Source organism: Leptolyngbya sp. GGD, assembly GCF_026735145.1.
Lineage (GTDB): Bacteria > Cyanobacteriota > Cyanobacteriia > Leptolyngbyales > Leptolyngbyaceae > Leptolyngbya > Leptolyngbya boryana.
Genome location: NZ_JAPQKE010000001.1, coordinates 128,196 through 152,984, shown reverse-complemented (window position 1 = coordinate 152,984; position 24,789 = coordinate 128,196). Strand labels below are relative to the sequence as shown.

General features: G+C 47.3%; 26 protein-coding genes and 1 tRNA gene. 14 read left to right on the top strand and 13 right to left on the bottom strand.

Going from position 1 to position 24,789, the window contains the following annotated elements; translation table 11 throughout:
• Positions 1–36: 36 nt before the first annotated feature.
• Complete coding sequence (locus OU814_RS00740; protein WP_017291026.1) at positions 37–636, bottom strand: peroxiredoxin; 600 nt, start codon at positions 634–636, stop codon at positions 37–39.
• A gap of 93 nt (positions 637–729) precedes the next feature.
• On the opposite strand from OU814_RS00740, the gene OU814_RS00735 reads away from it, so the two are divergent.
• The 3 genes from OU814_RS00735 to aroB all read left to right on the top strand — a co-directional run bounded on the left by OU814_RS00735 (position 730) and on the right by aroB (position 4,608).
• Positions 730–2,256, top strand: a complete 1,527-nt coding sequence (locus tag OU814_RS00735; RefSeq protein ID WP_268179712.1) for an aldehyde dehydrogenase family protein — start codon at positions 730–732, stop codon at positions 2,254–2,256.
• 9 nt (positions 2,257–2,265) lie between these two features.
• Positions 2,266–3,411, top strand: coding sequence for an alpha/beta hydrolase (locus OU814_RS00730; RefSeq protein ID WP_268179711.1), 1,146 nt, complete (start codon positions 2,266–2,268; stop codon positions 3,409–3,411).
• A 90-nt stretch (positions 3,412–3,501) separates the two neighbouring features.
• Positions 3,502–4,608: a 3-dehydroquinate synthase gene (gene aroB / locus OU814_RS00725; protein WP_017291029.1), complete on the top strand. Its 1,107-nt coding sequence runs from the start codon at positions 3,502–3,504 to the stop codon at positions 4,606–4,608.
• 259 nt (positions 4,609–4,867) lie between these two features.
• Here the strand turns inward: aroB and OU814_RS00720 are convergent, their stop codons facing one another.
• From OU814_RS00720 to OU814_RS00710, 3 genes are all read right to left on the bottom strand, one after another.
• Positions 4,868–5,698, bottom strand: coding sequence for a M56 family metallopeptidase (locus OU814_RS00720; RefSeq protein WP_190649587.1), 831 nt, complete (start codon positions 5,696–5,698; stop codon positions 4,868–4,870).
• Entirely contained in the window at positions 5,698–6,117 is a 420-nt protein-coding gene (locus OU814_RS00715) for a BlaI/MecI/CopY family transcriptional regulator (protein ID WP_026148998.1), read from the bottom strand. Before OU814_RS00715 ends, OU814_RS00720 begins: the two co-directional genes overlap by 1 nt.
• A gap of 263 nt (positions 6,118–6,380) precedes the next feature.
• Positions 6,381–8,861: a DUF3536 domain-containing protein gene (locus OU814_RS00710; protein WP_268179707.1), complete on the bottom strand. Its 2,481-nt coding sequence runs from the start codon at positions 8,859–8,861 to the stop codon at positions 6,381–6,383.
• A gap of 506 nt (positions 8,862–9,367) precedes the next feature.
• Between OU814_RS00710 and cax the strand changes: the two genes are divergently transcribed.
• The 5 genes from cax to OU814_RS00685 all read left to right on the top strand — a co-directional run bounded on the left by cax (position 9,368) and on the right by OU814_RS00685 (position 14,253).
• Entirely contained in the window at positions 9,368–10,471 is a 1,104-nt protein-coding gene (gene cax, locus OU814_RS00705; RefSeq protein ID WP_190649591.1) for a calcium/proton exchanger, read from the top strand.
• Positions 10,472–10,841: 370 nt separating this feature from the next.
• A complete protein-coding gene (locus OU814_RS00700; RefSeq protein ID WP_017291034.1) occupies positions 10,842–12,104 on the top strand; it encodes a hypothetical protein in 1,263 nt (420 codons plus the stop codon).
• A gap of 147 nt (positions 12,105–12,251) precedes the next feature.
• Entirely contained in the window at positions 12,252–12,431 is a 180-nt protein-coding gene (gene rpsU, locus OU814_RS00695) for a 30S ribosomal protein S21 (RefSeq protein ID WP_017291035.1), read from the top strand.
• A 108-nt stretch (positions 12,432–12,539) separates the two neighbouring features.
• The gene (locus OU814_RS00690) at positions 12,540–14,000 is read left to right on the top strand and encodes a GTP-binding protein (RefSeq protein ID WP_268179701.1); all 1,461 of its coding nucleotides are present in this window, start codon (positions 12,540–12,542) and stop codon (positions 13,998–14,000) included.
• 73 nt (positions 14,001–14,073) lie between these two features.
• Positions 14,074–14,253, top strand: a complete 180-nt coding sequence (locus tag OU814_RS00685) for a hypothetical protein (protein WP_190649595.1) — start codon at positions 14,074–14,076, stop codon at positions 14,251–14,253.
• On the opposite strand, the gene OU814_RS00680 is transcribed toward OU814_RS00685, so the two are convergent.
• A complete protein-coding gene (locus OU814_RS00680) occupies positions 14,250–15,185 on the bottom strand; it encodes a serine hydrolase (RefSeq protein WP_268179698.1) in 936 nt (311 codons plus the stop codon). The two genes, OU814_RS00685 and OU814_RS00680, sit on opposite strands and share 4 nt — an antisense overlap.
• A 21-nt stretch (positions 15,186–15,206) precedes the next feature.
• On the opposite strand from OU814_RS00680, the gene OU814_RS00675 reads away from it, so the two are divergent.
• A complete protein-coding gene (locus OU814_RS00675; RefSeq protein WP_268179696.1) occupies positions 15,207–15,845 on the top strand; it encodes a C40 family peptidase in 639 nt (212 codons plus the stop codon).
• A 232-nt stretch (positions 15,846–16,077) separates the two neighbouring features.
• Here the strand turns inward: OU814_RS00675 and OU814_RS00670 are convergent, their stop codons facing one another.
• From OU814_RS00670 to OU814_RS00655, 4 genes are all read right to left on the bottom strand, one after another.
• Positions 16,078–16,851 carry a TerC family protein gene (locus OU814_RS00670; protein ID WP_017291040.1) on the bottom strand — a complete coding sequence of 258 codons (774 nt, stop codon included), beginning with the start codon at positions 16,849–16,851 and terminating at the stop codon, positions 16,078–16,080.
• Positions 16,852–16,998: 147 nt separating this feature from the next.
• The gene (locus OU814_RS00665; RefSeq protein ID WP_190649601.1) at positions 16,999–17,478 is read right to left on the bottom strand and encodes a flavin reductase family protein; all 480 of its coding nucleotides are present in this window, start codon (positions 17,476–17,478) and stop codon (positions 16,999–17,001) included.
• A 109-nt stretch (positions 17,479–17,587) separates the two neighbouring features.
• Positions 17,588–17,701, bottom strand: a complete 114-nt coding sequence (locus tag OU814_RS00660) for a photosystem II protein Y (protein ID WP_017291042.1) — start codon at positions 17,699–17,701, stop codon at positions 17,588–17,590.
• A 94-nt stretch (positions 17,702–17,795) separates the two neighbouring features.
• Positions 17,796–18,335 carry a gamma carbonic anhydrase family protein gene (locus OU814_RS00655; RefSeq protein ID WP_268179693.1) on the bottom strand — a complete coding sequence of 180 codons (540 nt, stop codon included), beginning with the start codon at positions 18,333–18,335 and terminating at the stop codon, positions 17,796–17,798.
• A gap of 122 nt (positions 18,336–18,457) precedes the next feature.
• Between OU814_RS00655 and OU814_RS00650 the strand changes: the two genes are divergently transcribed.
• From OU814_RS00650 to OU814_RS00640, 3 genes are read left to right on the top strand one after another with little or no spacing between them, the layout of a single operon-like run.
• Entirely contained in the window at positions 18,458–18,967 is a 510-nt protein-coding gene (locus OU814_RS00650) for a TIGR02652 family protein (RefSeq protein WP_017291044.1), read from the top strand.
• A gap of 42 nt (positions 18,968–19,009) precedes the next feature.
• Positions 19,010–19,423, top strand: a complete 414-nt coding sequence (locus tag OU814_RS00645) for a VOC family protein (protein ID WP_268179691.1) — start codon at positions 19,010–19,012, stop codon at positions 19,421–19,423.
• Positions 19,424–19,463: 40 nt separating this feature from the next.
• A complete protein-coding gene (locus tag OU814_RS00640; protein ID WP_268179689.1) occupies positions 19,464–20,813 on the top strand; it encodes an AAA family ATPase in 1,350 nt (449 codons plus the stop codon).
• Here the strand turns inward: OU814_RS00640 and rsmG are convergent.
• Positions 20,810–21,535 (bottom strand): 16S rRNA (guanine(527)-N(7))-methyltransferase RsmG, encoded by a 726-nt coding sequence (gene rsmG / locus OU814_RS00635; RefSeq protein ID WP_268179687.1) that lies wholly within the window; start codon positions 21,533–21,535, stop codon positions 20,810–20,812. The two genes, OU814_RS00640 and rsmG, sit on opposite strands and share 4 nt — an antisense overlap.
• Entirely contained in the window at positions 21,529–22,200 is a 672-nt protein-coding gene (locus OU814_RS00630; RefSeq protein WP_017291048.1) for an ABC transporter ATP-binding protein, read from the bottom strand. Before OU814_RS00630 ends, rsmG begins: the two co-directional genes overlap by 7 nt.
• A 202-nt stretch (positions 22,201–22,402) precedes the next feature.
• Here OU814_RS00630 and OU814_RS00625 point away from each other — a divergent pair, with 202 nt between their 5' ends.
• Together OU814_RS00625 and OU814_RS00620 are read left to right on the top strand one after the other, a co-directional pair.
• Positions 22,403–23,314 carry a Sll0314/Alr1548 family TPR repeat-containing protein gene (locus OU814_RS00625; protein WP_017291049.1) on the top strand — a complete coding sequence of 304 codons (912 nt, stop codon included), beginning with the start codon at positions 22,403–22,405 and terminating at the stop codon, positions 23,312–23,314.
• 1 nt (position 23,315) lies between these two features.
• Positions 23,316–23,831, top strand: a complete 516-nt coding sequence (locus tag OU814_RS00620; RefSeq protein ID WP_326498265.1) for a DUF3531 family protein — start codon at positions 23,316–23,318, stop codon at positions 23,829–23,831.
• Between the two features lie 169 nt (positions 23,832–24,000).
• On the opposite strand, the gene OU814_RS00615 is transcribed toward OU814_RS00620, so the two are convergent.
• Both OU814_RS00615 and OU814_RS00610 read right to left on the bottom strand, forming a co-directional pair.
• Positions 24,001–24,393, bottom strand: coding sequence for an SCO5389 family protein (locus OU814_RS00615; RefSeq protein WP_268179683.1), 393 nt, complete (start codon positions 24,391–24,393; stop codon positions 24,001–24,003).
• Between the two features lie 135 nt (positions 24,394–24,528).
• Positions 24,529–24,599 (bottom strand) — tRNA-Gly (locus OU814_RS00610).
• Positions 24,600–24,789 lie beyond the last annotated feature (190 nt).

Genomic DNA, 24,789 nt, shown 5'->3' with positions numbered 1-24,789 from the left:
AATTTCACCCTCTATTATGAACGGATTAATCAATCCTTAGATTGCTGCGAAGTACTCTTTCGACTTCACAGGATCAGGATTCATGGTTTGATCACCAGGCTTCCAACCTGCGGGGCACACTTCATCCGGATGCGATTGAACGTATTGAATCGCTTGCAGAGTCCGGAGAGTTTCATCCACGCTGCGACCGAACGAAAGGTTGTTAATCGTGGAGTGCTGGATTACACCATCTTTGTCGATGATGAACAAGCCGCGCAGTGCAATTCCTTCATTCGGATCGAGCACGTTGTAAGCAGTGCTGATTTCTTTCTTGATGTCCGAAACCAACGGATAGGTCAAATCGCCAACTCCGCCTGATTTACGATCGGTTTGAATCCAAGCCAAGTGTGAGAAGGGGCTATCGACCGATACGCCAAGGATTTCAGTGTTGATCGATTTGAATTCTTCGTAGCGATCGCTGAATGCAGTAATTTCAGTCGGGCAAACAAAGGTAAAATCGAGCGGGTAGAAAAACAGCACCACATATTTGCCGCGATAGTCGGACAATTTGATGTCTTTGAATTCCTGGTCGATCACAGCAGTCGCTGCAAAATCAGGAGCCGTTTGACCAACGCGCAAGCATCCTTCTTGGGTCATGGGATTTTTTCTCCTTGCAAGAGTAGCAATTCGTAGTAAAGATTACGAAACAGTTACAACTATATCATAGTCATTACGATTTTGACCTGCGATATGTTTTCCTCTGAAATTGACGCTGCAATTGCGAGACTCGAATCCCAGAAATCCGCTTGGCTAAACGTCGGAACTCAAGCCCGAATCGATTATTTGAAGCGCTGTATGACAGGCGTGATGGCAGTCGCAGAGGATTGGACGATCTCAGCTTGCGAGGCGAAGGGGACAGATTCAGTCGGAGAAGAATGGCTGACGGGATCGGTGACAACGTTAATGACGTTGCGGGCGTTGATCAGAACGTTGGAAGGACGAAAGGCGAAGATTGGGCAGGGAATTGCCAAAGTCTTTCCGGATAATTTGCTCGATCGATTACTTTGGCTAGGATTTCGGGGAGAAGTTTGGACGGAAAGCAGTTCTCTAAATTCCCCGCAAGTGAGGAACTTTGAACCAGGCATTTCTCTGGTCTTAGGAGCCGGAAATGTTGGCTCGACTCCTCCAATGGATTTACTCTATAAGCTATTTGCAGAGAATCAAGTCGTTCTGCTCAAAATGAATCCTGTCAATGAGTATGTCGGGAAATTTTTAGAGCAAGCGTTTGAGCCATTCATTTCAGATGGATTTCTACAAATTGTCTATGGTGGTTCCGATATTGGAAACTATCTCTGTCAGCATCCCAAAATTGATTCCATTCATATCACTGGATCGCATCATACGTACTACGCGATCGTGCAATCTCTCCCTCAACCCAAACCAATCACCTCTGAGCTAGGCTGTGTCACGCCTGTGCTAATTGTTCCAGGAGAGTGGTCTGAATCAGATCTCAAATTTCAAGCGCGTCATGTTGCGAGCATGGTGGCTCATAATGCCAGTTTCAATTGTGTAGCTGCGAAATTGTTAGTAACCGCGAAGGGATGGAAATTGCGCGATCGCTTCCTCACACTGCTCCGCCAAGAATTTGCGAAAATTCCGAGCCGGAAAGCTTACTATCCAGGCGCACAGCAACGATATCAAGCATTTCTCGATCGCTATCCTCAAGCTGAAATTTTCGGCACTCGAACCGAGGAAATTGTCCCTTGGACATTGATTCCGAATGTCCAAGATAACTATGCTTTGAAGACAGAAGCCTTTTGTGGAGTGCTAGCAGAAGTAAGTTTAGACGCGACAACTGCAACCGAATTTCTCGATCGAGCCGTTCCATTTGTGAATGAACAAGTCTGGGGCAACTTGTCTTGTGTGATTTTGACGAAAACAAAGGTCGATTCCGCGATCGCAGAGTTGAACTATGGTGCGATCGGAGTCAATGTTTGGACAGGTGTGGTCTATGCATTGCCTGATTTTGCTTGGGGTGCGTATCCCGGCAATACTTCAGATGATATTCAATCGGGTCAAGGCTTTGTTCATAATGGTTATTTTCTTGATCAGCCCCAAAAATCTGTCTTATATGCACCGTTCCGAATTTTTCCGACTCCGTTCTGGTTTGCCGATCATCGCAATTTAGCAAATTTTGCCAAGCGAGCCGCAGAACTCCAAATCACGCCGACCTGGAGTAAATTTGCTCAAGTGATATTTGAAGCGTTACGAGGATAGTTATCGATAATGATTGCCCAAGTATTGATTATTCTGTTTAGTTTTCTTAGTTTTTTTATTTCGATTTGGGTTGTCATTCCTGCTCCAATTTTTTCGCTATTACCATTAAGTGTTGGCGCACCAGAGATTAGTCACTGGTTAATTGTGACGAATGCGATCGCAGCTTTCCTGGCATTTGTCCGCCTCAAATCTCTGCCCATTTTTATCGGAATGCTGTTCGCTTTGGGCTTAAGCTTGCTGCCTGCATTGCAATTTCCCACCACAGCAGAACGCGCCGAAATTGCAATGCAATCAAAGCTAAGCAAGATTCCATCTTTACCCAATTTTCGATCGTCACCGTTCAATGTTTTAGATGCATTTCAAGGAATTCCTCGATCTCAAGTCCGTCGCACACTCGATATTCCAGTTGCGAATCCCGACAATGTGCAACTGACGATGAATGTTTATCGTCCGAATAGAACCGGAGAGAATCCGGCGATCGTCGTGATTTACGGAGGAGCCTGGCGATCAGGAAGTCCAAATTCTAATGAACAGTTCAGTCAATATATTGCAGCACAAGGATATACAGTTTTAGCAATCGATTATCGTCACGCTCCAGAATATAAATTTCCCACTCAAATTGAAGATATTAAAACTGCATTAAAATTCATTCAACAGCATGCCGACGAATACGAAGTGAATCTCGATCGTATGGCAATCATGGGACGTTCTGCAGGCGGACATTTAGCAATGTTAACGGCTTTTGCACTCGATGCTTTTCCGTTCCGCGCCGTTGTCAATTACTATAGTCCCGTCGATCTGACCGATGGTTACAACAATCCTCCATTTCCTGATCCAATTGACAGCCGAACTGTTTTACGAAATTTTCTCGGTGGTACACCCCAAGAATTCTCGGATCTCTATCGTCAGGCATCGCCTTATCAAACTGTGCGATCGCATCTCCCCCCGACTCTACTCATTTACGGTGGACGCGATCACATCGTGCAATCAAAATTCGGACGTGCGATGTATGAAAAGTTAAACCAAAATGGCAACATTGCCGTATTCATTGAAATACCCTGGGCAGAACATGCTTTTGATGCAGTTTTCAATGGTATTAGCAATCAATTAGCGCTTTATCACACTGAACGCTTCCTAGCGTCTTGGCTGAAGTAGGGCAAAAGAAGATCACTTCTGTTGATCTTAATCTACAGACCTCGATCGCTTGGTAAGATCAGCAAACTGCCATTTTTTAAGAAGGGTTTTATGTCTTCTGTGATTCCTGTCTCGCTGCCGCAAAATTCTTATGACATCGCGATCGCATCGATTGCTGAACTCGGAGATCGTATCCAGCCGCTTTCCAAACTGGGTAAAAAAGCGCTGATTGTCTCGAATGCAGCAATTTTTAAGCAGTACGGGCAAACGGTGACAGATTCCCTGACACAAGCAGGTTTTACCGTCAGTTCTTGCTTATTGCCCGCAGGAGAACGGTATAAAACACCCGCCACCTTGCAAAAGATTTATGACGCAGCTCTGGAAAATCGATTAGAGCGATCATCGGTGATGATTGCCCTCGGCGGTGGCGTGATCGGAGATATGACTGGATTTGCAGCAGCGACTTGGCTAAGAGGAATTAATGTCGTACAAGTGCCTACATCGTTACTCGCAATGGTAGATGCGGCAATTGGCGGCAAAACGGGTGTGAATCATCCTAGAGGAAAGAATCTAATTGGCGCATTTCATCAGCCAAGATTGGTGTTAATCGATCCAGAAGTGCTGAAAACACTGCCTGCCCGGGAATTTCGAGCGGCGATCGCGGAAGTCATCAAATACGGCATCATCTGGGATGCAGAATTGTTTGAAATGCTGGAACAGGCAAAACGATTAGATCAAATCCGTGCCGTTGGAGATGAACTGGTTCGAGAAATGTTAGTGCGATCGGCGAAAGCAAAAGCACATGTCGTTAGCAAAGATGAGAAAGAATCAGGATTACGAGAAATTCTTAACTATGGGCATACAATTGGACATGCGATCGAAAGTCTGACGAATTACAAAGTGATCAATCACGGTGAAGGAGTTGCGATCGGAATGATGGCAGCCGGATTGATTGCGGTAGAAATGGGATTGTGGGATCGAGCAGAATGCGATCGTCAGAAAGCTTTAATCGAAAAAGCAGGATTGCCCACTCAGATTCCAGGAGGATTCGATCGTTCAGAAATTGTGCCGACTTTACAGGCAGATAAGAAAGTAAAAGACGGAAAAGTTCGATTCGTCTTGCCGCGCCAAATCGGGACGGTTATTGTCACAGATCAAGTTGCACCCGATACGATCGAAAAAGTACTGAATTCAATAGACCTGTTGCGTGATCCGTGAAATTAAAAATGAGCACTTCGATGCTCTTCGAGTTTGTGTTGAGGTAGGGCGGCTCTCGCGGCGCAGGTTAACCAACCCTGCCTCAATATTCAGACTATGCGATTGGTTCTTCGCCCACAGCAACCCAGCGATATGATGACTGGATTGCTGTGCAAAAAAAGGTAACAGCTTCCACGTAAAACCAAACCATTCAAGACATTTTGTTCCCCTACAACGAAGTGTTACAGAAAGGCCTGAACGTCTCAATAAACAGGATGACTTAGAAATGGAATGGAATCATAAACAACGGCAGAAGCACGATCGATAATCCCATCCACACAAAATAGCTCTGCGGTTCCTCACTCTCTGTCTCATCTAGCAAAGCATCGATTCGCTCATCCAGACGTGTTCCGCTCAACGCTGCAATCCAAGGTTCAGTCTGCATTTGAGAAGCAGAAACGATAGAGAACAATGCTTCAGCGAGTAACAAACCATCCGTCTGCCGAGCTGCCCAACGATCTGCCCGTAGCTCTCGCAGCAAAATCAATTCTTGCCACAGCGCTTCCGTATTCGGGAGCCATGCGGTTAACCGACGCAATCCGCCCAACCAAAAGAACCAAAATGTATCCCGATAATGTCGATGCGCCTGTTCATGAGTCAGCGTGACTTGCAAATGCGATTCGTCTAGCGTTTCTAATAAGCTATCACTCACAACTAACTCAGGATTCCAGAATCCGATCTGAGCAATGTACGGTGTCGAATGCTCTAGTAATCGAACGGGTATTTCTAAAACCGTTTCTTCTGGCATTTGCTTCACTTGCTGAAACGATTTCCGAGCTTGCCAAGCTAACTGAGCAAAGAGAAAAACGGCTACCATGAGAAACCCGATCGCAATTCCATAACTTCCCCATCCTTCGTGCCAGCGCATCATCTGACCGCGCGGTCCCATACACAGAATCGCGATCGCACTTGTAATCAACAACAAAGGCGGAAACAGAAATGCACCTAGTGTCGTCTGCCAGCGGGTATTCCAGCTTTCCGTTCGAGCGCGCCAAGCCCATCGAACCGCGATCGCCAAACTGAGCGCAACGAGTAGCAACATCAAATGCATTATCGTTCCTCCCGTTTTTGACGAGCCGCTTTCAGCCGTTGTGCGATCGCGTCTAGCTGATCGCAACTCGCTTGATCCAAACTATCCGCAAACGCTGCCACAATATCTGGATTCGTTACGGCTAGAAACTGATTTAATTGCTCCATCGCTTGCAGCGCTTTTGCCTCAGATTGAGACACGATCGCCGTCCAAGTGAACGAGCGATTCTGTTTATTGCAGGCAAGCCAGCCTTTCTTCACTAATCGATTGAGAACGGTTGTCACTGAAGTGTAGGCAAGTTCGCGATCAGGATCGGTCAAAATGCGATCGTGAACATCCTTCACAGTCACCGTTTCAAGTTCCCAAACGATGCGAAGAATCTCAGCTTCTAAAGGACCGAGCGAGAGTTGTTTCGGGCGATAGTCTGGAAGCGAAGCCATCTGTGACAATTCGAGAAGTTCAAAAAGGATCATACCTTGAGATCACGAGATCGAGAAAGCTCTGTCTGCTGTAAGAAACTGGCTTCGACTTTCTGCTAAACGAGTCCCTGACTGATGTGCGGGGCTTTTTTCAAACGATATCGCATCGGCAAATTGTAAGGTTTGCTTAACCAAGAGTGGGGAGTAGGGAGTAGGAAGAACCCAAACTTAGATTTCTCCCTATCTCCCTATCAGATTCATTGTGGTGAACGAGTACGCGAGACTTAAACCACGATCGCAAACCTTGCTGCTAATTCCCGCATTGCCGAACTTAGTACAGGCTTGTGATTTAACCACTGGTAAAACGCTTCTTGGCTCTTCGCGATCGACACCCCTAAGCCGAGTTGCCCATTCAGCACTACCAACCGTTCTAACCGCCGAATCTGAGGCTCTACCGTTTTCAGATCAGCCTCATTCAGCACCATCCACAACGATCGCTCAATCAAGCGCTGCAAAATCTCGCGGGCTTCCGGTTGCTGCATCTGACACCGTAAATGCGCCGCCTCAGTTGCGATCGCTTCCAACTGCCCCAAATGCATCAGACTGGCATTCCACTCATCCATATCTTGTTCGAGCGATCGCAGGGTTAGCAACAAGCGATGCCCGATCGCAATTTCTGCTGCAACCTGCAACTCTCGTGGCACAGGTAATTCATCGCGATGAAACGCCATGAGCACTCCATAGTTATCGCGATATACCTGCGTGTAAAGCTGATCCAACCGCGTCAGAGTCTCCTGGCTGAGCAACTGCATCATCCGATGCCGCTCCTCTGCAAAAAGATCTTGCAGACTATAGGCAGCTTCTCCAAATGTCTGATTCATCTTCAGAATCGTCTGAGCCGCACTGCCTTGAGCCAGCGTTTCAAATACCTGCTCTTTCACCTGCGTATAGCTTCGTCGTCCAGTAAACGGCTGAATACAGCAATAAAAATCCCATCCGCAAAGATGCAGCACCGCAAAAATGAAATGCCGACTTTCGCGAGTAATTTCTGAAGTTAATTGCAACTGCCCGATCGCTAAAGTCACAGATCCCATCCGTTGAGCCTGATAATCTAACTGATTCGCCGTATAGCAGTAAACCCGCTCCTCACGTGCATAAGACGTAAACAGTGAACTGATCGCATAGTGTGCCGCCACTTGTTCAAACGAAATCTGGGCTGGAATCACTAACTGTCGATAAACTTCCGCTCCATTTTTGAAACAATCGACATTACTCGGAGCCGAAATCAACCGCTTGGTAAATCCTTTCTCAAGCTGAATTCCAGACACATCTCCAGCAAGTTCTAACGCGCGCGCCGCATAACGTAAAATCTGCGTTCCTTCTGGTCGAGAAAGCTCCTCAAAAAACCAACCACAACTGGTATACATCAACAGCGCATGTCGCTGCATTTCGAGTAAGCGGACAGCATCTAATCGCTCACCATTGCCCAATTTCTGAACCTGATGCTTGGCAAGAAATTTAGATAAGTTGCCGCGATCGCGGATCACTTGAATATATTCATCCCGCGCTGCCCAAGGATCATTAAACAGCTTTTTGCCTTCTTCTTCGTAAACTCGAATCAACTGATCCCGCAACCAATCGAGTGAATCTCGTAGCGGTCGTCTCCAGTGTTGATGCCATTCCCCACCCCCACCACAGCCACAATTCTCTTGCCAACGATCGACGCCATGCGCGCAGCTCCAAGCGGTCACAGGCTTCAATTCCACTTCCCAAGTCGGTGGATTGAGACTGAGATAATGTGCGAAATTCGTCACCGTCCAATCTCGACGCGGAAATTCCTCAATAAACGCATACGCTAAACATTTCTCAGTTCCGCCTTTGTGATGTCCAAATGTTTCGCCATCGGTCGCCACTGAGATCAACTGAGTCGGACGATGATCCCCACGCACAGCCTGTCCTAAGCGTCCTGCAAGATGATGCGAACTACTCAGCGCGGTATCAAATCCCATATCGCGAGAAATGGGACCGTCATAAAAGAAGATATCTAAATAAGGAGAACTGTGATCCCCAGGATTGAGAAAACAGCGATAAGGACGGGTCGGATCAATCTGTCCACCCCCAACTTCTTGCCAATCTGCATCGGAGAACGCTCGACATCGTTCTGCCTGAGAGGGAGCGAGAATCGTAAACTTAATTCCCTCTTCAATTAAGGCTTTGACGGTGGGGTAATCGATCGCGGTTTCTGCCAACCACATGCCTTCGGGATCGCGTCCAAAGTGCGATCGAAAATCTGCTTTCCCCCAGCGAATCTGAGTTCGCTTATCGCGCTCATTTGCCAAGGGCAAAATAATGTGGTTATAGACTTGAGCGATCGCATTTCCATGCCCGTTCAATCGCTCACAGCTTTTGCGATCGGCTTCGACAATCCGTTGATACACCTCAACGTCATGCCGCTCAATCCAACTCATCAGCGTCGCGCCAATGTTAAAGCTCAAATACTCAAAATTATTGACGATCCCCAGTAACTCACCAGACTCGTTTAGCACTCTGGCAAATGCATTGGGGCGATAGCATTCGTAGTGAATCCGCTCATTCCAATCGTGAAACGGTGCAGCACTGGGTTGCCGCTCGATCGCATCAAGATAAGGATTCTCGCGGGGGGGCTGGTAAAAGTGACCGTGAACCGTGACGTAAACCCCAATTGCAGTTTCTAGGGGATCCGTCGATCCATCAGACAAACGAGTTGAAACATCAAATGAAGTCATTGAATCAATTTCCACATTAAAAGTGCGTTTACGCTGCATCCGAACAAGGGCGTAAACAGAACGGGTCAAACTTAGAAAACTTAGTGAGGTGGAGGCAGCCTTGCATAGAGATTCAGGAATGCGCTCGATCGCAAATTTCCCTGCTTCAACAATAACAAGCCTAAAAAAAACACAATCTAACTCATCACCAACGTCTATTCTGACCAAAATGGGTGCTCAGAGCTAGATTGTGATAACGCTGATGTGACAGCGGAACGACAAATCGAATGGCTGCGACCCATCATTCTGCAATCATCTGTATCGATTCAACCGCATTTTGCACTCCATTTCACAATTTTTTAAGATCCCCGCACGGGAGTTAACATCTTCGCGACGAATCTCAACGCTTCGTTACCTCTCCCCATCTCCCTACTCCCCATCTCCCCACTCCCCACCCTCAATTCCTCGATCAAAGAAGAAGAATCGTGAGTATCCTATTGAGAGAAATTTCTCATTCTGGAACCCGAATGTCAGTCAAAAACATCATTTTTACAGTGCTACTGGTGATGATCCCGGTTTCGATCGCAGCCCACTACCTCGAATGGGGATCGCTGATCGTTTTCGCCACTGCTGCTGCTGCAATTTTGCCACTCGCAGCCTGGATGGGGACAGCAACAGAAGAAATCGCTGTTGTGGTCGGTCCCACGTTAGGTGGCTTGATGAATGCCACATTTGGCAATGCTACCGAATTGATTATTGCGCTCGTTGCCCTGAATGCAGGGCTGATCGATGTGGTCAAAGCCAGCCTCACAGGCTCAATTATCGGGAATCTGCTGCTGGTCATGGGTTTATCGATGTTGCTCGGCGGACTCCGTTACAAAGAGCAAGAGTTTCAACCGATTGTCGCTCGCGTGAATGCGTCTTCGATGAATTTGGCTGTGATCGCGATGCTGCTTCCTACTGCGATGAATATTACGTCTGCCGGGATTTCAGGAGATGTTTTACAAAAACTGTCGATCGCAGTCGCGATCGTGCTGATCACGGTCTATGCTCTGACCTTGCTCTTTTCCATGAAGACTCATACTTATCTCTATGATGTCGGCGTTGCAGAGAACGAAGAATCCGCTGAGTCAAATCTCACTCATAAAGAACCGCACGAAAAGCCCAATCTTGTGTTGTGGTCGATCGTGCTTTTGGTCTGTACCGTCTTAGTTGCGATCGAGTCTGAACTGCTGGTCGATAGCTTGGAAGAAGCCACCGCAAAATTGGGATTAACCGCGCTCTTTACTGGGGTCATCTTGCTCCCGATCGTGGGAAATGCCGCAGAACATGCCACAGCAGTTACAGTCGCAATGAAAGACAAAATGGATCTGTCGGTTTCAGTTGCCGTGGGTTCAAGTTTGCAGATTGCGCTATTTGTGGCTCCAGTGCTAGTGATTGCAGGCTGGTTTATGGGTCAGCCGATGGATTTGGACTTTAATCCTTTTGAATTAGTTGCCGTTGCCGTTGCGGTTCTAATTACGAACTCGATTAGTTCGGATGGACGATCAAATTGGCTCGAAGGCACGTTATTACTGGCAGCGTATTTAGTGCTGGGATTAGCATTCTACTTCCATCCGGTCATAGTTTAGGTGTGATGGCACAACGCATTCGATTGGGCGGATCGATTGAATGCGTTGTAGCAGAACAAAATCTGTCACAGAACAAATTCATCTCTTGAACAATCTCATCCACTCTTTTTTAAGCCTGTATAAATTAACCAGGTTGATCCGGATCACAATCTAGAAACCCGGAAAGAAACCAATAAGTCTGGTAGTAAAAAATATGTGAAGCACACACCGTATTTCTGTATGAAATCCGTGTGAAGTGACTCAAATTACACTGAGCTTTCACGGATTTCGTTACCATAAACCATACTTTGACCTTGCCCCGGTCGAGTTTACTGAAAAATCACATGACGCATTTTGTTCCTGAAAACTGGGGTTGAGGGCTACGGAAGTTATGAATACTGGGTCAATCTATCACGGTCGCAGCATTTCGCAAGAAGAAGAACGACTTTATCATCATCTTTTACACCTTGTTCAAACTGAGCCGCCGCATCGCCTGATTGAAAGATTTCGGCTCTTATTTATCGAAGGCACCGGATATCCTGATCCAGAACTTCAAAAAACCGTCGATCTCTTAATCCAATCTCCAAGCGCAGCGCAAAATTTCCGCTTCGTTCTCAATCGCTGCTGTCACATTTTGATCAATCGGTGGCAATCTCGCCCGCATCAGTACGAAAAAGTGGCGGAACTGATCAGCTTGTTCGAGTCTAAACCGAGCCGCCCGATTGCAGGAGATTTTTCGCGATCGCGCTTAATCAATCGACAACGACAAATCACTCAGGCTTTCCAGCATACCGAGCAATACCTGACCCTGAAACGGCTATCGAGCGTTCTTCTCCCCGAACTGACTCCTGCTGAATCGCAACCTTTCGGAACCCTAATTCGCCGTTACCCATATCTCTACGAGCATTGTCTTGTCACTGAAGGAACCCCAAACGTCCAAAAAGCCTCGATTCGCCAGCTTCAAGCCGAACGCCAGAAGCAGTTTGAACTAGATTTATCCAAATATGTCACGTACCAAGTGCGTCGAGCATCGAGCAACCGCGTGATTCATCCCGTCGAAAATCCGACTTTATTAGATGATCGATCGCTCAGTTCAGCGTTACATCAATTCACGGGGAAAATTGACGGAAACTATACCTGTAAAGACGTTGCGAAGCGGTTTTCCGTGCACTGTCAGCAAGCCAAATCCTACAAGCATTTCAAAGCTGACCTTTACCACTATCTGACTGATGCAGTCAATCCAGCTTATGGAAATCGTCACTTCAATCAACAACTTGGGCAGTTTCTCAAACAGACCTATTCAGAAAGTGAAAACCAGCCGCTGAGCGATTTTCTGATGACGCGGACTTGTAGCCAATTGCTGAATTTCCTCGTCATTGACAGTCTTCAGCAACCGCAGCATTTTGTCTTCATCGATCTGCTCTCCAATCTGGGCGCAACTGCAACAACTCGTCTGCTGCTGCAAATTGTTTTACTCTGTCAGCGCGTCAAACCTTATCTAGAAAAGCGATTTTCAGTGTTATTCCATCACTATGAAGGCTACAGCCGCGATCGCGTTCAATGGCTGGTCGCGGCAATGGAAAACTTACAATTGGCACTGAGTACGAACTTCAGCGATTTAAATTTATGTCTTGTTCATCAACTCGTGCGCTGAAGACGAGAATTTGTGTTAACCTGCTCAATGGTAGGTAACTCATTCTGTCGGATGCTGTGCATACTCTGGTGTGGACAGTCATTTTTCGTCTGAGTCCGTTCAAAAAAGAACCATCACTTTCAAGAATTATTCTACTGGAGGAACAGCATGACCCAAGTGGTTTTAGGAGAAAACGAAGGCATTGATTCAGCGTTGCGCCGCTTTAAGCGCCAAGTCTCAAAGGCAGGGATCTTAGCAGATCTCAGATCTCACCGTCATTTTGAAACTCCGCTCGAAAAGCGCAAGCGCAAAGCGATCGTGGCTCGCCGTAATCGCCGTTACCGCTAAAGACCGGGGTCGATTCTTGTTTTTGAGAATCGATTTTTAATGGGCAAAGTTCGTTTCTAAACGGCGTTGCTAGGATGGAGAGAAGTGAGGATACTTCTCTGTGAATTTATGACTGACTCCATTTCCGATACGGGCAAATCTTTGGATCAGGAACTAGACGAAGCGATTTCAGGCTTTGATCAGATCCAGACCGAGTTAAATTATCGACAGGCTCAAGCAACGCTACGCGAGTTAGTTGAGAATCTAGATTTAACCGCCCAAGAGCGATCGGGTTTGGAGTCAGAAATTCACGGACTAGAGACGATGCTCGAAAAGCTTGATCGACTCGTCGTTCAAATCGCAGCTTTTGGTATGGTCGGGCGTGGCAAGTCCTCGCTCCTGAATGCTCTACTGGGGCAACAGATTTTTGAAACGGGCGCGATTCATGGTGTGACTCGATCGCAGCAGTCCGCGAATTGGAGTATTGAAAGTGAAGCGATCGCGGGCAGTGATCAAGAGATTCTGCGCGTGACGCTTCCAAGCGTAAATCGCTCTCAGATCGAACTGATTGACACACCCGGCATCGATGAAGTGCAGGGTGAAGCGAGAGAGGCGCTAGCGCGTCAGGCGGCTCAGCAAGCCGATCTTTTGCTGTTTATTGTGTCAGGCGATATTACGAAGGTTGAATTTCAGGCGCTTTCTGAACTACGAAATTTCGGGAAGCCCATGATTTTGGTGTTTAACAAGATCGATCAGTATCCCGATGCCGATCGTATGAGTATTTATCAAAAAATCCGAGATGAGCGCGTCAAAGAATTGCTTTCACCGGATGAGATTGTCATGGCTGCGGCTTCTCCCATGGTCGCTCGTGCGGTGAAACGTCCTGATGGTCGGATGTCGGCACAGATGATCCGACTTGATCCGCAGGTTCAAGATCTCAAACTCAAAATTCTAGAAGTCTTGCATCGAGAGGGGAAATCTCTGGTTGCCTTAAATTCGATGTTATTTGCCGATCAGATCAACGATCGCTTACTCCAACGAAAACTCGACATTCGTGAGCAGACGGCAAATCGCACGATCTGGAATGGCGTCATGACGAAAGCGATCGCCACGGCAGTTAATCCAGTCATGGTTCTCGATTTAATTAGCAGTGCCGCGATCGATGTGGCGATGATTATGAGTTTGTCAAAACTCTATGGGATTAGCATGACGCAGCAAGGCGCGATTAAACTGCTGCAACGAATTGCGATCGCGATGGGTGGCATTACAGCAAGCGAGCTTTTAGCCAATCTAGGACTCAGTTCGCTGAAAAGTCTACTAGGCTTATCGGCTCCCGCAACAGGCGGATTATCTCTCGCGCCTTATCTCTCGGTTGCAGTGACGCAAGGAGCAGTTGCAGGCGTTTCGACTTATGCGATCGGTCAAATTGCCAAGGTTTACCTCGCGAATGATGCCTCATGGGGGGCAGAAAGTCCGAAAGCGGTCGTGACGAAAATCCTCTCCTCATTAGACGAAGATTCGATTCTGAATCGAATTAAAGATGAACTCCGAGCCAAATTAGACCTGTCTGCCCGACAGCCTACTAAGTAACACGTGAAATTAACGATGTCAGGATGCTCGATCGCTCAGTTACGATGTTCTGAGTGTTTTCTTAATCCTGCGCATGATTCGACTCAATCAAATGATGATGGGGGTTTCCGTCGCCGTTGGCTGTCTGATTTTCGGGATGCAAACTACGCCTCAACTGTGGCATCAGTTCCAACTCTGGCGCAATCAAGGCGTATCTTGCGAACGATCCACAGACGACGGTAAAGCGACCTTTTACGGGCAAGACTGTCTCTAAATCTCTTGCATGGCTTCTGTCACTTGGCGAGCCACAAACGGCACAATCTCTTCATTATTGCTATGGGCTGTGCCTTCGGTAAAGACGACCAATAAATAAGGCTGCAAGCTTGGAACTTCTACATAAGCAGCATCATGACGCACTCGGCTCATCAAGCCTGCTTTTGACCACACTCCAGCATTTTGAGGCACACCGCCACCAATAAATCCAACGACTTGATTTTCCGGATCAGCTTCGAGATCAGCAGGATTGAGCGATCGCTTCATCAACTCCATCATTTGTTGCGATCGTTCTGCTGTGACAGCAACACCGCCCACAATACTATGCAACAACCGTGCAGACGCGATCGTCGTTAACATATTCCGATTCTCAAAATTCTCGCCGTAAAAGGCTCTTTCTCGTCCATAAGGACCATCACACCACGTCTTCTGATTCACATTAATCGTCGTGAACTCCGACCAATTCAGCGATTGCAAATAGCGATTAACAATATTGCGCTGATATTTCCAGGTTTCAAAGGGTGCAGCAGGTAATTCAGGACCGCCTGTCGTCCCACTCAGCACATCGACGACTAATCCGGTCGCATCATTGCTGGAATCGACGATCATATCGCGCATGGCTCGATCGAGTTCCGCAGACGATGGGATCATGCCTCGTTCTAACCATTCATGGGCTGCGACTAAGTAGAATAATTTGACGACGCTTGCCGGATAAATATTCTCAACGCCCCGATAGGCAAATCCTCTAGGAGAGCGCTGCCAAAATTCTTCAGGACGAATTGCACCGCCAGTATTGACGAACACAGGCGAGTCATACACAATCCAGGTGATTGCGATCTGGTTGGGAGCAAGCGTCGGAAATGCTGCCCAAGTCGCTTGCAATACGCGATCGCCCAATGTTTCTAACCGTTCGTCTTTGTGGAAGAAAGTCATAGTCAGTGAAATTTTCGTCTTATGCAATATCGCACGATCGCGAATCTCAATCTCTACGATTCACCAGATTTAACGCGTCTGGCAACCCAATCGGCTCAAGGTCGTTACCTGCAAATTTTGTCGGAATCACCGCTCAAAGTCATGACCTGTGAGGATGAGTATCCAGGGTGGCTCGATCCGAATGATTTACAATTTTTAGAAGCCGTTGCAACGCCTTATCACGCCCCCGTTTGGACAGAAGAGGAAATCCGAGATTGTATTCCTGAAGTGATTGCCTTTACTCAAGCAGCAATGGCTGTACCCAATGAGTATCTTTGGGGTGGAACTGTTGCTCCAAATTACGATTGTTCAGGATTAATGCAAGCTGCTTTTGCTTCGGTTGGCATTCGCTTACCCAGAGATGCCTATCAACAAGAAGCATTTCTGCACCCGGTTACAGATTTAATTCCAGGAGATTTAGTCTTCTTTGGAACGCCTGAGAAAGCGACGCATGTTGGGCTTTACTTGGGTGAGCAGCGCTATATTCACAGTTCTGGTAAAGATCAGGGGCGTAATGGAATTGGAATTGATGTGCTTTCGGCAGAGGGCGATCGAGTGAGCCAGACTTACTTCGCTCAGTATCGAGGTGCAGCCAGAGTGATTCAAAGCTACATTCCCTAAATCAAAAACTCCGGGCTTGGCCAAGCCCGGAGTTGTGAGATCTGGTTAACAGACAAAACGCTTGAATATCATCTTGACTGCGTTTCTGTCCCGCACCGGATTCAAAACCCGGTACTAACTGTGCGAACTCCCTCAAGGGACTCCCGAACCTAGCCAATGGCTCAGAAAGACAGTCTCTTCAGAGACTTTGTCCGACGATCACGGGGTTTCAACTCGTGCGGACTCGTGCAGGCTATTCAGTTTCCGAAATGGCTTCTACTTTCGCTTCTACTTTTTCAGGTTCAGGTAGCGATTCAACAACATCCGGATTCCGTTTGGAAAATCCCCAAGCAAAGACGAGCGCGACGAGTGTAATCATCAACCATTCCGGTGGGACAAGCTGATCGTTCACCACCCGCAGAAGCAAGCGAATGCCCACAAACGAAACTGTGATATAGCCTGCATCTTCCAAATGCGTGAATTCTTCCAGCCAACCAATAAACAAGCCTGCCATAAATCGCAGTGCCACAATCCCGATCGTGCCACCGAGCAGAATCAGCCAAGTCTCTTGAGAAACCGCGATCGCAGTAGTCACACTGTCAAGCGAAAAGGCTAAATCCGTCAACGCAATCAACGGAATCGCCTGCCAAAGTGAAGTAAACCGCGGCCCATGATGCGCGTGTTCCTCATCTTCTTGAGACGTGAAATACTGAAATACCAACCACAACAGATAGAGCGCTCCCGCCAACTCAAACTGCCAGTAGCCAATCACCCAAGACGCAGCCAAAATCAGCGACATCCGCAAAACATAGGCAAAGACCAAGCCAATGTTTAAAGCTTGACGCTCCAACTTGAGATTTTGCAATCCCTGAGTCAAGGCTGCAAGTGCGATCGCATTATCAGCCGAAAGCACACATTCCAAAGCTACTAAAACGAGCAGCACCAGAAATGTTTGCGGGCTAAGTTGATCCGGAAAGTTCAGGTCTATCATGTCGAGAATTTCGTGCCAAATTGGCAAAGTAGACACTTCATTATCTACTTAAGTGTTTCAGTTTGCGACGATTCTGAGAGGTACGGAAGTCCGATCTAGGTGGAGAGTGGGGAAGTTCTTCTGCAAGTGCCCAAAAAAGCAATACAACTCTCTTTACTCCCTACTCCCCACTCCCCACCTCAATCAACCGCCATATTGCCAACCCGTATCCGCCAAATTCAAAGCCGCTCCCTCTCGATGCACCCCTGCTGCGATCACTTCGCCCACAAAAACGGTGTGATCTCCATGATCAACGGTTCCGACAACCCGGCATTCCACATAGCCGAGAGAGTCAGAAATAATCGGGCACCCCGTTTCGCCGAGATAAAATTCCACATCTTCAAATTTGTTGCCCACTCGGCGCTGTGGCTTGAAAAACTTCTGCGCGAGATCTTTCTGCCCGGCTTCTAGGAAGCTCAACGCAAACACACCGCTATTGCGGATCATTTGATTTGAGCCAGAATCACTTTTGACGCAATTCACCACTAAAGGGGGCTTGAACGAACCTTGCATCACCCAACTTGCGGTAAACCCATTCACTTCGTCTCCATCTTTCACGCCACAGACATAGAGTCCATGTGGAATTTTCAGGAGCATTGCTTTCTTCGCTTGTTCGTCGAGCATTCAATCACCGTTGATTTCATCGATCGATAAGCTTAGCAAGGAACGCATAACAAAACCGACCCTCCTAGTAAAAGAAGGGTCGGCTGCAAACTGTGGGCAAAAATTCAGTCTACTTAGCCAAGAAACCTTTCACTTGTTGTAAAGCATACGGAAGAATCCGCGTTACTGCCCAACCGCCAGCCAAGATAATCGGAAATAACACGATCAGGATGCGAAGGTCCATAGTATTGCTCTCGCGTAATCAAATGTTTCAATATTGTTATATGTAAATTTTTAGCGCATTTAGTCCAGCTTTCAAAGCAGTTCTCTCAGGTAATTTACATTTGTTCATAAAAACCGAGATCTGTGCCCCGATTTGCGTGAACATAGGCGAGTTTTTCGTACTTCTGAGCATGTTCGATTAGGTGTTCGACTTCTTGATCGCTCAGTTCCCGAATCGGTTTTCCGGGCACGCCTACTACAAGCGATCGCGGTGGAATATCCTTGGTTACAACTGATCCCGCTCCGATAATGCTTCCTGCTCCAACTCGAACGCCATCAAGTACGATCGCGCCAATGCCGATCAAACAGCCTCGCTCAATGTGGGCACTGTGAATCACTGCCCGATGTCCAACAGTGACAAACTCTTCTAAAAGCGTGATCTGACCGGGATCACCATGCAAAATCGCGCCATCTTGAATATTTGTACTTTCGCCCAGGCTGATCCGTTCGATATCCGCACGCACAACTGCGTTATACCAAATGCTTACGCCTGTAGCGATTTCGACATTGCCCAACACCGTCGCATTGGGAGCCACAAACGCAGCAAGCGACAGATCGGGGGGATTCCAGAAATTTGGGGTAAAAAGAAATGACATTTCCAGCGAATTCACGGTGATAATGATTCTATAAACGTGCAAACAACGTGCAATCAACGCCAGTTATAATAATTTCACGATCGCGCCTCGCAAATACGAAATGATTTGAGTGCCCGTACTTCATGATTAATCCCAGTTTTCAATATCCAATTTTCGGCCCTGAAATTCAGTGTCCCCACTGCCGCCAAACGATTCCGGCTCTGACACTGACTGATACCTACCTGTGTCCGCGACATGGCGCATTTGAAGCAAATCCGAAGACGGGTGAGTTAATCCATTTGCAGTCCGGGCGGCATTGGCGACTTTGGAACGAAGAATGGTATCGCCAGCATACGCATCCCGATGGCATCCGGTTTGAGATTCACGAAGCGCTCGATCGACTCTATACGCAGGGCTATCGCGCGACTCGCGTGATTATTGCTCAGCGATACAAAGAATTGATTAGCACCTATCTAGAACGCAGTACACCTTGGCGGGGACAAGCTGATTCGCCAAAACCTCGACTCTATGGGCTTCCAGTCGAATTTAGTCCTGATCCAAAAGATGATCCCTGTTGGGACGTGATTAACTTTGATTTGGAAAAAGAACCTGGCGCACCTGTCCGGTATCCTTATTTCCGCCTGTTTGAATAACACTTTGTCTCATGAGTAACATCATGAGTAACACTTTGTCTCATGCATCACGTTTCGATTAGAACGGCTGACATTTTTCGCGCGATCGCGTTTTATGAGCAGCTTGGATTCACTGTTGCTGAACGGTTCCAGACCGGCTTCACGTTGGCGTGTTGGATGGAAGGTTTGGGTGGACGGATTGAGCTACTGCAAATTCCAGAGCCGAAACCTGCGCCTGATGCGTTTCATGACGAGCATTACACGGGATATTATCATCTGTCATTTGAAGTGACTGAACTGGCAGATGATCTGCCGCAGTGGATTGAGGCGTTAACAGAAAAGTTAGCCGCGCAAGATCAAGCATTGAATGTGCTCTTGGAGCCGACTCAGCAAATGATTGGTGATCGCGTTTACGAAGTGGCATTTATTTCTGATGCGGATGGACTCGCGATCGAATTTTTGCATCGCCTCAAGTGAAGTAGAGTACGATCACGGCACTCGATGGCTGTGATGTTTCATGCGTGCTGAACCTTTTCTTGATAATTGGGCGTATCTCAAAGTTGAATTAAATTGGCTAGAACGATTGCTTTTAACCGCAGTCGCACGACAACGCAAAGACACAAAAACGATTGAGCGCATCTCGCAGACAAAAGCAGATCGCGTCACGAGTCATTGGTGGAAAGGAGTTGTAAATTTTGAGGAAGTGATTGCTTCTGACTCTCCAGCAGACCGACGCAAATCTGCACCCACTGCAAGCTATCAACAACAATTAGACGCGAGAATTCAAGCGAGTTGGCAAAAAGGAATCGGGTTAGCTTTACCGATATTATGCGATCGCTTAGAACTCAATGTGTTTGAAAAGAATGCGATTTTGATCGCGCTCGCGCCGGAAGTGCATCGTCGATACGCGCAAATGTATGGGTATTTGCAGACAGGAGAAGATACTCCCGAACGACCAACGATCGATTTAGTGTTGCGTCTGCTCTGTCGAACGGATGCCGAGTGGCGAATTGCGCGATCGAGCTTTCTCAGTTCCAGTCGGCTGATGCAATCAGGATTGATGACGGTCGAAGAACCCGATCAACTTTTTTTAATGCGATCGCTGAAGCTCTCAGAAGCGTGCGTCAATTACTTGCTGTCAGACGCAGCAGATTTTATGGAATTAGAAGAGTTATTAGAGCCTCAAGTCTCTGATGTCTTTGCGCGATCCGTGCCTCGCACGCCGATCGATTTAGTGCTTCCCGATCCAGTTTTAGAACAGTTGCAGCAAATCTGTAATCAAATTCAGTTCACGCCGCAGTTAAAGGCTTGGGGATTTCGACAATTGCCGGGTGTCAATGCTTTATTCATTGGTGCACCTGGAACGGGTAAAACGCTCTCGGTACAGTGGATCGCTCAGCAATTAGAAATGCCACTCACTGAAATTGATTTAGCGATCGTGGATCACCCTGCTGCGCTGATTGAGGATTTAATCGCTGAACCACCGATGGTGTTATTAATTAAATCGGCTGAGCGTTGGCTGAAGCGCTCTGCTCCAATCGAGAAAGTAATTGAATTAATCAATTCTCGTCGAACTTTTACCTGCTTTAGTGTCAGGCATCGGATCGCGGTGCCAATTGCATTGCGATCGCGCTTTCAATTCACGATCGAATTGCCGAAACCTGATGCGATGGCTCGTGTGCAATTGTGGAAACAAGCATTTCCGGCAGAAACGCCGCTGTCAGAATTCGATTGGCAAACTTTAGCAAAGCAGCATCGTTTGACGGGCGGAGAGATTCAAGCCATCGCCAAAGCTGCTGCAATTCAAGCGTTATCACAGGAGGCTTCGGAGATAACGCTTGATCATATTCTTCAGGTCTTGCGTTAGAGCGGTGTTTGAGTCGGAATCCCGATCGCTCTTGGAAATTCTCTCGGAGTTGGCTCGGTTTTGCGAATATATAGACAATGTCGAACGCCTTGAGTCAAAGGTGTTTCAAAGCGATCACACTCTTCCACTGCTCCACCCAATTGCTGCACCGCCTGATCGAGCGCGATCGCTTCTTCTTCTGTCCATTGACCTCGATAAAGCACTGCCAAGCCACCGACTTTTAACAGAGGCAACGCATATTCTGCACAGACAGGAGCGGCTGCCACTGCGCGAATGGTTGCGAGTTGGTAAGCTTCCCGATGTCCAGCAGATTGTCCAATTTGTTCAACGCGATCGCTGAGCAATCGCACATTGGTTAATCCCAAGGATCGAGTCGCATCCTGGAGAAAATTGATCTTTTTGCGGGTGGAATCAAGCAAGGTAACATTCCAACTCGGACGAGCGATCGCCATCGGAATGCCTGGAAATCCGGCTCCTGTACCAATATCGATCGCGCTTAACCGCGATTGAGTCACTTTCGGAAAAACACCTCTTAGCGAATCCCAAAGATGCTTTTCCCAAAAGTCAGACGGCTCTGTGATTCGAGTCAGGTTCTGTTGTTGATTGCCCTGAAGAATTAATTCATAAAAGGCTTGGAACTGCGATCGCTCCTGCTCACTCGGACACCAATTCAGAGTCGATTGCCACAGTTCATCAAACTCGGGCAGCGTTGCAACTAACATCCCACCCGCTCCAATTTCTGATCAACGAGATCCTGCGGCGAAACTTCTTTCAGTTCCCCGTGCTTCAACGTCCAACAGCGATCGGCAATTTCTAACATATCGCCAGCATCATGCGAAACCACAAGCAAACTCCAATGCGTTTTGAGCTTTGCTAATAATCGCACCAACTGTCGCCGAATCGACCAATCGAGTCCCGCAGTCGGTTCGTCGAGTAACAAAATACTCGGCTGACGAATCAGTTGTACCGCCAAGGCAAGCCTGCGCTGTTGTCCACCGCTCAACGCATGAGGAGCCGTCGAAAGGGGAAGATGATCTAAACTGACTTCTTGCAGAGCTTCGTGAATGCGATCGGAACTCAATTCCGGATGTCCCAACCGCAATTCTTCTAAAATCGTGCCGCCGCAAAAATGGCGCTCTGGAAACTGAAACACCAGTCCACAGAGTTGTTGCATATTCAAAAAATTTAATTCTTGTTCTCGCCAGACAATTTCTCCGCTCGTATGCTCTGCCAATCCTGCCAAAATCTCTAGCAGCGTACTTTTTCCAGAACCGCTTGGACCAACAATCAAACTGCATTGCTGAGGCGCAACTTCTAGATTGATCGATTTCAAAATCGGTTCGGGAGTAGCCGTCGGATGATAAGACAAGTCGCGCAGATAAAGCATGAATTCAGACAGTTAAGGGGCAAGGCTCTCCGCATAGTTTACCCAAGTTCAGGGTTTTCCGGATGGCTGTCTCTATTGTGGCAAATCAGTGAAAGGACAAGCGCCTAAACTACGCAGTTGTGGAATGCTACCTGTGGAACTTGCGATCGCATAAGATCGTCAGTTAAAGCTCTGATTGCATCGAGAAATCAAACATATGGTTATGGTGAAGTGGGTATCGAGTCGGCTGGCTCAAAGTCTAAGTGCAGCAGCATTAATGATGGGAATGTTAGCGAGTCCGTCGCTCGCGAAAGATCCGTTTAGAACAACCAATCCCCGCGCCATTAGCACGCAAACAGAATCGGCGTTTCGGGCAATGTTTGAGAAAGGCAATTACACCGAAGCACAGAAAATTCTCAGTCAGGCAGATGCAAATGAGCCGCTTGCTTTCGCAATGAAAGCGATGATTGCGTACATGAATTTTCAAGGCGAATCGAATGCGGGACGTAAACAAGCTTTGCTCAGTGAATTTAAGGCAAATGCAGATCAAACTCGCACCGTTGCACAGGCATTACTGAAATCTGACCCGCTGCGAGGCAATCTCTACATGGCAGCAGGCACAATTCTAGATGGCGGTTATATTGCTGCAACAGAAGGCACAGTCAACGGTGTTCCGAGAATTTTGGGTAGTCTTCAGCAGGCATTTGGGTATTTAGACGCAGCAGAACGCATTGATGCCAAAGATCCTGAGTTAAATCTGGTCAAAGGCATGATCGATTTGGCACTAGCAACGAATTTGAGTTTGCCGTTATCCAGTCCAAAAGATGCGATCGCTCGACTCGAACAAACTGCCCAACCGCGTTATGTTGCCGATCGCGGTTTAGCAGTGGGATATCGAGATCTCAAGCAGTTTGATAAGGCAATGCAGGCGATCGATCGTGCGATCGCAGCGGCTCCGGATAATCCTGAATTGAGCTATCTGAAAGCGCAAATTTTTGTGCGGCAGGAGCGCTTAAATGAAAGCGTGCCTTTATTCCAGAAAGCCTTGAATAAAAAGGCTCAGCTTCCGCCAGCCACGGCAAACCAGATTCAGCGAGAATTCAACCGAGTTCAACAACGCCTGAGCGGACGCTAGAATGAATTTTGGCATTCAGGCAGTTCAACTTTTACCCTGCCTGAATTCTGAATCTTTTATGCGTGTTGAGTTTCGAGAATTTGATCCGTTTAACGTCTGGATCTGGATTGAGTTTAATACTGTGCCTTCTGAAATGGAGAAGCAGTATGTAGAAGAGACGTTTAGTTCCTGGTTTTTCCTCGGAAAACTGGGCGGTTTTAATGCGGAAAATCTGCAAGTCCAAGATGTCGGGCTAGAAGTCAGCTATATGCCCTACGACGAAAGTATTGCAGATAACAGCATGATGGCAGTCATGCACAATATGAGCGATTTTGAATATGAGGGCAATTGGGGACGCTGCTGGTTTGATCTCGGAACTAGTGATGCGATCGCGATAGACATTTTGCTCAATTCCCTCCGCCAACTGGGCAAGGATTTCGTCACCCTCGATCGAGTGATTGTCGGTGGAGAGAATGAAGACTGGCGCGTTCCAGGCAGTGGTGCAGGATTCGTAATGGAAGACAATCAGCGCAATTAGTCACGTTGCAATCTGCAATTCATAGCAGCATTGTGTCAGGTTTTGCTGAATTTGCTGCTCGTCTAGGAATGCCTGAAATTTTGATTTAGCAAAGTTGTTTTACTGCTGCCTAGGAATTCCGTAATCATCGTGACGGGCATTCCTTGCTTTTTCAGGTTTAGCATGTGGTTTAGCAATCCTTCAGTTCAGGAGTTTGATTCAAAATCTGACTGCGAATTGAGGTGAATTCTGCATAGGCAGTCGCTGTATCGCGATCGCGGCGAAACACAGCCAAGTTGTGACAGTTTTGAAAGGCAAGCTTGATATTGAAATGCGATTCGACTGCGCCCCGAATTGCATCCCCTCCGACCATGCGTAACAATTGTCCTCGCGCCTGCTCGTTGGGCGGCGCGATCGCATGATTTGACCAGCCTAAGTTTTCTACTTCGATCTCATTGACCAGTTTTTCAACGATTCCCCAGGCATAGGGCAATGATTGACGGATGGTTTCAACAAAGGCAGATTCGTTGATCGTATCCATTTCTGCCTGCCGCACCAATTCTGCACTCACATCTAGCGACATCTATTTTCTCCTTTCGCTAAGAGCTAGGCGATTCTAACACAGAAAATTAGAATGATTATCATTACAAAACGTGACGAGAAATAATTTAAACGCAAAAGAGATTCCTTAGTCACTAAGGAACCCCTAATTTTCAAAAGCGGGCACCGGGAATCGAACCCGGATATCCTGCTTGGAAGGCAGGTGTTTTACCACTAAACTATGCCCGCGCGTTTCAGCGCTCAATTACAATAACATCTTTCTTAGCGATTTCAACAACAATCTTTTCAAACTTCTGAAATTTCTTGCTCAACGAATCACATTTCTCACCCAGCAGTATATTGCAACGCATTGAGTCTAGACTTGCAACCCTATAAGCAATTCGTAATGGATTAAGACGCCACTGGCGATTCCCCTTTC